1 protein-coding gene is annotated in these 10,232 nt (G+C 62.0%); it reads left to right on the forward strand.

The annotated features are described in order from the left end of the window. Window positions 1–183: 183 nt before the first annotated feature. On the forward strand, window positions 184–10,232 hold a 10,049-nt coding region (locus BN1136_RS14950), incomplete at its 3' end, for a peroxidase family protein (protein WP_043808805.1).

Raw genomic sequence — 10,232 nt, forward strand, 5'->3', positions numbered from 1 at the left:
GTCAGCATAAAAATAACATGGGCGCTTATTACAGGAGCACAGCCAAATGATTTGCCCTCCTTATCTTACCAGCTGTTATCAAGTAAGGAGACTCACAAGCTGTGTATGCCAACCGGTAACAGCGCATGGGTAGGATCTTGTTTCCTTTCCTGGCTTTTACCAAATGAGTCAGAGGGTATTATCATGGCTGATTTGAGCAAGTCAGATCTAGAGTTCATCCTCCTGCAGATCCAGATCGCCGAGGCCCACGCGGCGGGCGAAGACCTGCAAAACCTGATTCCGAATACGGAGTTGCCGTGGGGGTTGCGCACGATCACCGGGGAGTTCAACAACCTCCTTGAGGGACAAGAGGACTTCGGCAGCGCCGACAGCACCTTCCCACGGATGCTCCCCGCAGAGTTTCAGAACGAAAGCGATGAAGTCGGGTTTGACGCGGACGGGCCCGGGCCCGCAGGGGCGGTGACGAACACAGACTACGGTGTGACGGGGAGTGTCGTCGATTCCGATCCGCGCATTATCAGCAACCTGATCGCCGATCTGACGCCGAACAATCCGGCGGCCGTCGCCTTGGCTGGCAGTGCCGGAGATGATGGTATCTTCGGTGATGACCCCAGCACGGCCGATGTCGACGAGAGCCTGGATGACGTCCTGAACGATGGCGTTGAAGTCGTGTGGGCCACGCGGGAGGACGGCACGGCGTTCAATACGTTCTTCTTCGCGAACGAGGCTCCCGACCTAGGCCTGAGCGCCGGTTTCAACCAGTGGATGACGTTCTTCGGCCAGTTCTTCGATCACGGACTGGACTTGGTGACCAAGGGCCAGAATGGCAACGTCTACATTCCGCTGGCGGCGGACGACCCGCTGGTACTTGGCGCAGACGGCGTCGCGGGGACGGATGACGATCTGCCGGAAGCGCAGCGCTTCATGGTGGTGAGCCGCGCAACGCTCGAGGGTGGTGTAGTCGGCGAAAACATCAACACGACCTCGCCGTTCGTCGACCAGAACCAGACATACTCTTCTCATCCGTCGCACCAGGTCTTCCTTCGCGAGTACGAACTCGACGCGAACGGTCGGCCGGTGGCGACCGGCAAGCTGATCGTCAACCGTGACCTTGGCGAGGATGGAAAATACGGCACGGCCGACGACATCGTGCTCGGCGGCATGGCTACCTGGGCGGTCGTCAAGGCGCAGGCCCGAGACATCCTCGGTATCAACCTGACAGACGCCAACTACAATAATGTACCGCTGCTCGCGACCGACCAGTACGGTATGTTCCAACGCGGCCCCAACGGCTTGCCGATGGTGGTCATGAGCAATGGCGACCTGGTCGAGGGGAACATTGATGCACCCATCAGCCTGGTCGATGCTGTCCCTACCGGCCATGGGTTCCTCGATGACATCGCGCACAACGCGGTGCCGGTGTTCAGCGCCCCGGGCGTTCTCGCCCCGGACGCCGATAGCCAAGCCGGTAATGCCGTTGCCTTCAACCCCTTGACGGGGCGCAATCTCGAGTACGACAACGAACTGCTCGACGCGCACTACATCGCCGGCGACGGCCGCGTGAACGAGAACATCGGCCTGACGGCCGTGCATCACGTCTTCCACTCCGAACACAATCGACAAGTCGACGAGATCAAGCAGACACTGCTCGACTCCGGCGACATAGACCTGCTGAACGAGTGGTTGGCTACCCCGGTAGTGGTGATCCCGGCGGATCTGTCGACGCTGGTGTGGAACGGCGAGCGCCTGTTCCAGACGGCCAAGGTCGCGACCGAGATGCAGTACCAGCACCTCGTGTTCGAGGAGTTCGCGCGCACGATCCAGCCCAATATCGACGCCTTCCTCGACTTTAATGACACCATCGATCCGGCGATCGTCGCCGAGTTCGCGCACACGGTGTACCGGTTCGGACACTCAATGCTCGACGAGACCGTCGCCCGGCTAGATCCCAACTTTGCATCCAGTGAAATCGGGTTGATCCAGGCTTTCCTGAATCCGCTGGAATTCAATGAGAACGGCACCCTGACCCCGGAAGAAGCAGCAGGTGCGATTATTCGCGGTATGACGCGTCAGGTGGGCAACGAGATCGACGAGTTCGTCACCGAGGCGCTGCGTAACAATCTGCTCGGCTTGCCGCTGGACCTGGCGACGATCAATCTGGCTCGTGGAAGAGACACTGGCATTCCATCGCTGAACGAGGCACGCAGAACCTTCTTCGAAGGGACCGGTGACGCACAGCTGGCTCCCTACACAAGCTGGGTCGATTTCTCGTTGCACATGAAGAATCCGGTCTCGCTGGTCAACTTCATTGCGGCTTATGGCACGCATGAAACTATCACCAGTGCCCTTACGCTGGCGGACAAGCGGGCCGCAGCGACGGCATTGGTGTTGGGAAATGGCATCCTCGACGAAGCCGACCGGATGGCGTTCCTGCACGGCACGGGCGTTTACGCTAGCACCCTTGGCGGCCTGGAAAACGTCGACCTGTGGATCGGCGGCCTTGCCGAGGACAATGCGCCGTTCGGCGGCATGCTAGGTTCAACCTTCAACTTCGTGTTTGAGACCCAGCTCGAGGCCCTGCAGAACGGTGACCGCCTGTACTACCTGCACCGGTTTGCGGGAACGCACTTCCTGACAGAGCTTGAAGCAAACTCCTTCGCCAAGCTGATCGCCCAGAATACAGACGTCGATCACCTGTCCGGCCTCGTATTCCAGACCCCCGGCTTGACGCTCGAGGCGAATGAGGTGCGGCAGTTCAACGAAGGCCTGGGCAACGATGACCCAACCTGGGACAACCCATTCATTCCGCTGGTGGTCCGTGACAATCCGTCGACCCCCTCGGACGAAGACAGCGCCAACAATTACCTGCGGTACAACGGTGACCAGCACGTCGTACTGGGCGGTACCGAAGGCAACGACACACTCATTTCCAGCGAGGGTGACGACACTATCTGGGGCGACGGCGGCAACGATCGGATCGAGGGCGGCTTCGGCAACGACATGATCGAGGCCGGCGCCGGCAACGACATTATTACCGACGTCGGCGGTGACGACGTGATCAAAGGGGGTGACGGCCACGACGTGATCCACGGCGGCCAGGGCCTGAACCTGATCATCGGCGGTAGCGGCAACGACTTCATCATCACTGGTGACGATGTCAGTGAAACCTTTGCTGGCGAGGGCAACGACTTCATCCTCGGCGCCCGGCTCGATGCCTTCCCGAACGGCAATGAAGGCGACGACTGGCTTGAACGCGGCCTCCAGGACGGCGCGGCCGGCGACATGTTCGATCCGCTCGAGCGGGACGAGACGCGCGGCAACGACGTGTTCCTCGGCGATGGCGGCTTCGACGAGACGCTAGGCGAGGGCGGCGACGATATCGTCGTCGGCAGCGAAGGGCCCGACAAGTACACGCTCGGTTCCGGCTATGACTGGGTCACCTATAAAGACGGCCGGTTCGGCGTTTATGCCGACATGTTGAACAATGGTGCCGTCGCCGGTCCGTTGCCACAGTCCCTGGCTGGCACGGCGCAAGTCTTTGCGTTCACTGAGGGGTTGTCGGGGTCGTCGCACGGCGACATCCTGCGCGGCGATCACGAAGACGCCCTTACCCTCCCCGGCAACGGTGCGCAAGGCAGCGTGCTGTCGCAGATGGACCTGATCAGCGGCCTGCGAGCCTTGATCGGCACGGCGGCCATGCCCGGCGAAGACGGTATTGCAGGCAATGCCGACGATGAGTTCGGGTCGGGTAACATCATTCTCGGTGGTGAGGCGAGTGACATCATCGAGGGGCGCAGTGGCGACGACATCATCGACGGCGACCGCTGGCTGAACGTCCGGATCAGCGTGCGCGAGAACGCCGACGACCCCAATTCGGAGATCGCCAGCTTCAATTCGATGCAGGCGCTCGTGCCGTTGATGATGAATGGCACCTATCACCCGGGCCAGCTGGTGATCGTGCGCGAGATCCTGGACGACGACAATGCCTTCGACACGGCAATGTTCTCGGGCAACCAGGATGAATATACGATCACGACCGATGCCGTCTCCGGCGTCACGACCGTGGCGCACACGGGCGGCACGACGCTCGACGGCGTAGATCGCCTGACCAACATTGAACGCCTGCAGTTCAACGACAGTTCGTTGACGCTAAGCGGTACCAACTCAAACCCGGTGGGTGAGGTGACGGTCACGGGCATCGTCGCAGTCGGCCAGACCCTGACGGCCTCGATCGCGGGTGTCACCGATGCCGACAGCCCAGAGGGCATCACCGGCCGCGTCACCTACTTCTGGCAGTACGAACAGGTCCCCGGCAGCGGGCTGTTCGTCGACATTACGCCGGAAGGCGGTGGCCAGCCGAGCGAGTTCGGGCCGACGTTCGTCGTCCGCGCTGACCTCGAAGGCCTCCTGCTGCGCGTCAAGGCGCACTACCAGGACGCTACCGGTGTATACGAGACCGTGTTCTCGGGGCAAACGGATGCCGTGGAGCCCGGCACGCCGCCAGCACCGCCCGCGCCGCTACTGAGTGAGCAGAACGGCGTCGTCAGTGAAGGCGTGCACTTCATCGGCTCCGATCTGCAGTTCATCCTGGATCAGATCAAGATTGCGGAGGCGCATGCCGCAGGTGCGGACCTGGCGTCGCTGCTGCCCAACGCCCGTATGGCGCTCGGCTTGCGCACGGTCGACGGCTCGTTCAACAACCTGCTGGAGATCAATGACCAGGACGCGATATTCGGCGCAGCCGACAACACCTTCCCGCGCATGTTCCCCGCGGAGTTCCGCAATGAAAACGACGAAGGCGCCGGATTTGACTCGAACGGACCCGGGCCAGGCGGGGTGGTGACGAACACCAATTATGGGACGACGGGGAACGTCGTCGATTCCGACCCGCGCATGATCAGCAACCTGATCGTCGAGCAGACGGCGAACAACCCTGCGGCCTATGCGTTGGCGTACGACCCGGGCGCGGATGGCGTGCTCGGCACGGCGCTCGACCGAGGGGATGACGTCCTGAGGGACGGCGTGGGGATCGTCCAGGGCACGCGCGCGGATGGCTCCACGTTCGAAACGTTCGTCTTCCCTAACGTTGCGCCCGACGTCGGCCTCAGTGCCCCCTTCAACGCCTGGATGACCTTCTTTGGCCAGTTCTTCGACCACGGCCTGGATCTGGTTACCAAGGGGGGGAACGGCAATGTCTACATACCCCTGGCGGCGGACGATCCGCTGGTGCTTGGCGCAGACGGCATTGCCGATACAGCAGACGACCTGCCGATCCAACAGCGCTTTATGGTGATGAGCCGCGCGACGCTTGAGGGTGGCGTGGTCGGCGCAAACACGAACACGACCTCGTCGTTCGTCGACCAGAACCAGACTTACTCGTCGCATCCGTCGCACCAGGTCTTCCTTCGCGCGTACGAACTCGACGCCGATGGCCATCCGGTTGCAACCGGCAAACTGCTCGTCAACCGTGACCTCGGCGACGATGGAAAATACGGCACGGAAGACGACGTCGTGCTCGGCGGCATGGCTACCTGGGCGGTCGTCAAGGCGCAGGCCCGCGACATTCTCGGCATCGACCTGACCGACGCCAACTACAACAACGTGCCGCTGCTCGCGACCGACCAGTACGGCATGTTCGAGCGCGGCCCCAACGGCTTGCCGATGGTGGTCATGAGCAATGGCGACCTGGTCGAGGGTAACCTTGATGCACCGATCAGCCTGGTTGGCGCAGTGCCTACCGGTCACGCCTTCCTCGACGACATCGCACACAATGCCGTGCCGGTGTTCAATGCCGCGGGCGATCTCGTTCAGGACACCGACACCCTTGCCGGTAATGGCGTTGCCGTCGATCCCTTGACGGGGCGTAATCTCGAGTACGACAACGAACTGCTCGACGCGCACTACATCGCCGGCGACGGTCGCGTGAACGAGAACATCGGCCTGACAGCCGTACACCATGTGTTCCACTCGGAACACAATCGCCTGGTCGACCACACCAAGGAAGTGATCCTCTCCACCGGCAACGTCGATTTCCTGAACGAATGGCTGGTTACGTCGGTCGATGCGATCCCGGCCGATCCGTCCACGCTTGACTGGAACGGCGAGCGTCTGTTCCAGGCCGCGAAGTTCGGCACCGAGATGCAGTATCAGCATCTGGTGTTCGAGGAGTTCGCACGTACGATCTCGCCGAACATCGATGTATTTATCCCGGGCTTGCAGAACTACCAGACCGAGATTGATCCCTCGATCGTCGCGGAATTCGCGCACGTCGTATACCGCTTCGGGCACTCGATGCTGACCGAGCAGATCGACGTACTTGACCCGCAGTTCCAGCAAGTCTTTGTCAGCGAGGAGGGAGATCCCGCCCCGATCGGTCTGATCCAGGCGTTTTTGAATCCGCTCGCCTTCGCGAGCATCGACCAGGACGCGGACGTGGCGGCGGGGGCTATCATCCGGGGCATCACCCGCCAAGTGGGTAACGAAATCGACGAGTTCGTCACCGAGGCGCTACGCAATAACCTGCTTGGTCTCCCGCTGGACCTTGCTGCGATCAACCTGGCCCGCGGCCGCGACACCGGTATTCCGTCGCTGAACACGGCGCGGACACAGCTCTATGAGGCGACGGGCGACAGCGCCCTGGCCCCATACACGAGCTGGGCCGACTTCGTCCAGCACATCAAGTATCCGGAGTCGCTGATCAACTTCATCGCGGCCTACGGCACCCACTCAACCATCACCAGCGCGTCGACGCTCGATGAAAAGCGGGCCGCAGCAACGCTGCTGGTGTTCGGTGGCACTGACGCACCGACCGACCGGAATGAGTTCCTGAATGGCACGGGGGCGTACGCCGCCGACCTCGGTGGTCTGAACGAGGTAGACCTGTGGATCGGTGGCCTGGCCGAGGAGAAGATGCCGTTCGGCGGCATGCTCGGCTCTACGTTCAACTACATCTTCGAGACGCAACTCGAGGCGTTGCAGAACGCCGATCGCTTCTACTACCTGGAGCGCACGGCGGGCCTCAACTTCATCACCGAGCTCGAAAACAACTCGTTTGCGAAGATGATCATGGCAAACACCGATGTCACACACTTGCCGGGGCTGGTCTTCCAGAACAACCTCGTGCTCGAGGTGGACCCGTCAGCACAGAACGGGGCGGACCCGACTAACGGCAATCCGTTGTCGCCGCTGGTGATTCGCAACAATCCGGCCACCCAGGGTGCCGACACGAATTACCTGCAATACACAGGTGAAGACCACGTGGTGATTGGAGGCACCAATCCAGGTAACAACAGTAATCCGACCGGAAACGACATCATCATCTCCAGCGAGGGTGACGACACCATCTGGGGCGATGGTGGCAACGACCGCATCGAAGGCGGTCACGGTAACGACCAGATTCGCGGGGGGGCCGGTGACGACATCATCACGGACATAGGTGGTGACGATAACCTGCAGGGCGACGACGGCAACGACGTCATCCACGGTGGCTCCGGCGTCAATCTGATACTCGGCGGCTTTGGCCAGGACTTCATTGTGACCGGTGAGGATGCCAGCGAGGCCTTTGGCGGGGCGGGCAACGACTTCATCCTGGGGGCCGACACAAACGAGCAGGACCTTGGCAACGAAGGCGACGACTGGCTGGAAGGTGGACTGACCGACGGCTCGCCGGGCGACAACTTCGACCCGCTCGGTCGTGACCTCATCATCGGCAACGATGTGTTCATCGGCTCCGGCCTGACGGACATCATGAACGGCGAAGGTGGCGACGACATCATGTATGGCGCCTCTGGGCCGGGCGACAAATACCTTGGCGCATCGGGCTTCGACTGGGCGACGTTCGACCTCTCGCCTGACGGCGTCAGCATGAACATGGCCGTCCGGGCGAACCTCGCGGGACCGATCCCGATCGCGGCCGGCATCAACGCCCGCTTCTCGTTTGTCGAGGGCCTGTCAGGGTCTCACCAGGCCGACCTGCTGCGCGGTGACGATGCAGACTCTGTCTCGATTGCGCTCGCCGGAGCGCAAGGCAGCGTGCTGACCAACTTCGATCTGATCGATGGCTTGCGCGACTTCGTCGGCTCGGCTGCGGCCATCGGCCCCAATGGTGCCAGCTTCGGTGCCGGTAACATCCTGCTTGGGGGGGGCGGCAGCGACATCATCGACAGCCGCGGTGGTGACGATCTGATCGATGGCAATCGTTATTTGAACGTTCGCATCGCCGTGAGCAATCCCGGGCCAGGTGTGGCGGCGTCGTACGACAGCATGGTGCCGCTCGTGCCGCTGATGTTGAGTGGCGCGGTGAACCCCGGGCAGTTGAGCATCGTCCGCGAGATCGAGACCAGCAATGCCGGCGTCAACGTCGACTCTGCAATCTTCTCGGGTTCGGTGAACAACTACCTGATCGACCAGATCGAAGGTGCTGACACTGCGACGACGGACGACGACGTCTACCTCGTCACGGACACGAACGTCGGCCTGGGTAGTGATGGGAGCGACAGAGTATCAGGGATCGAACGCCTGATATTCTCGGACTTTGTGACGAACCTCGTCGACACCAGCGCGATCAACGCGGCTCCCGAGGGCAATCTGGCCGTCACCGTCAACCTCGCTGGTGCGACGCCAATGCTGAGGGTCTCCGCGGCGGGGGTGACCGATGCGGACAACGTGTCTGATACCAACCCGACCGGCGCGATCCTCAGTCCCATCACCTTCATCTGGCGTCAGGAGGTGAACCCGGGGTCAGGTGTCTTCCGTGACGTGGTGGTGGCAAACGGCGTTGGTGAGGATCCCCTGACAGGAGCTGAAGTCCCGCTGACGTCATTTGCGCCAGGAGGCGGGGCAATCCAGGTACTGGCGGTCTACGAGGACGCCCACCACGTGCTCGAGCCGCTGTTCTCGACGCCCATCAACGTGATCATCGGCACGGAAGGTAACGACGTCCTGATCGGGACCGCGGCCGATGACCTGATCTTCGGATTGGGCGGCAACGACACGATCAGCGGCCTGGACGGTGACGACTTGATCGACGGAGGGGACGGTAACGACACCCTGGACGGCGATGCCGGTAACGACACCCTGAACGGTGGTGACGGTAACGACACCCTGAACGGCGGTGCCGGCAACGACACGCTGAATGGTGATGCCGGCGCCGATACGCTCGACGGTGGTGCGGGGGCGGATGTGCTGGCGGGGGGGATTGGCAACGACACCTTCCTGGTCGACGACCTGGGCGACACCGTGAACGAGGTCGCCAACGAAGGCACCGACACCGTTCGCACGACACTCAACACCTTCTCGCTGGCCGCATTGCAGGCGGTCGAAAACCTGGCGTTTGATGGCACCGGCGACTTCGTCGGCACCGGTAACAACCTCGACAACGTGATCGACGGCAGCATCGGCAACGACACGCTGAACGGTGAGGGGGGGGACGACACGCTGAACGGCGCGGGCGGCAATGACACGCTTGATGGTGGCACGGGCAACGACACGATGGCTGGCGGTGCCGGCAACGACATCTACGTCGTCGACTCGGTGACCGACGTCGTGACCGAAGCGCCAGACGGCGGTACTGATACGGTTCAGACGAGCTCCCTCGCCGCGTACACGCTGGGGGCCAACGTCGAGAATCTGACGAACACCGGTAACGGTACCTTCACCGGCAACGGCAATGGTCTCGATAACGTCATCAACGGCGGTGGTGGTGTCGATACGCTGAACGGCGGTGCCGGCAACGACACGCTAAACGGCGGTATCGGCGACGACATACTGAATGGCGGTATCGGCAACGACATACTGAACGGCGAGGCCGGCAACGACACCCTGAACGGTGATGCAGGCAACGACACCCTGGACGGTGGCACGGGCAACGACGCGATGGCGGGGGGGATTGGCAACGACACCTACATCGTCGATGCGGCGGGTGATACGGTGACCGAAGCGGCAGGGGCCGGTACGGACACGGTCCAGACCAGCACCCTTCCCACATATACGCTCGGCGCCAACGTCGAGAACCTGACGAACACCGGCAACGGCCCGTTCACCGGCAACGGTAACGTGCTCGACAACATCATCACCGGCGGTGGTGGGACAGATACGTTGAACGGTCTGGATGGCAACGACACCCTGAACGGCGGTGCAGGCAACGATGCGATGGTGGGAGGGAGCGGCAACGACACCTTCCTGGTCGACGACCTGGGCGACACCGTGACCGAGGCCGCCAACGAAGGCACCGA

The sequence above is a fragment of the Aeromonas taiwanensis genome (assembly GCF_000820165.1).
Lineage (GTDB): Bacteria > Pseudomonadota > Gammaproteobacteria > Enterobacterales > Aeromonadaceae > Aeromonas > Aeromonas taiwanensis.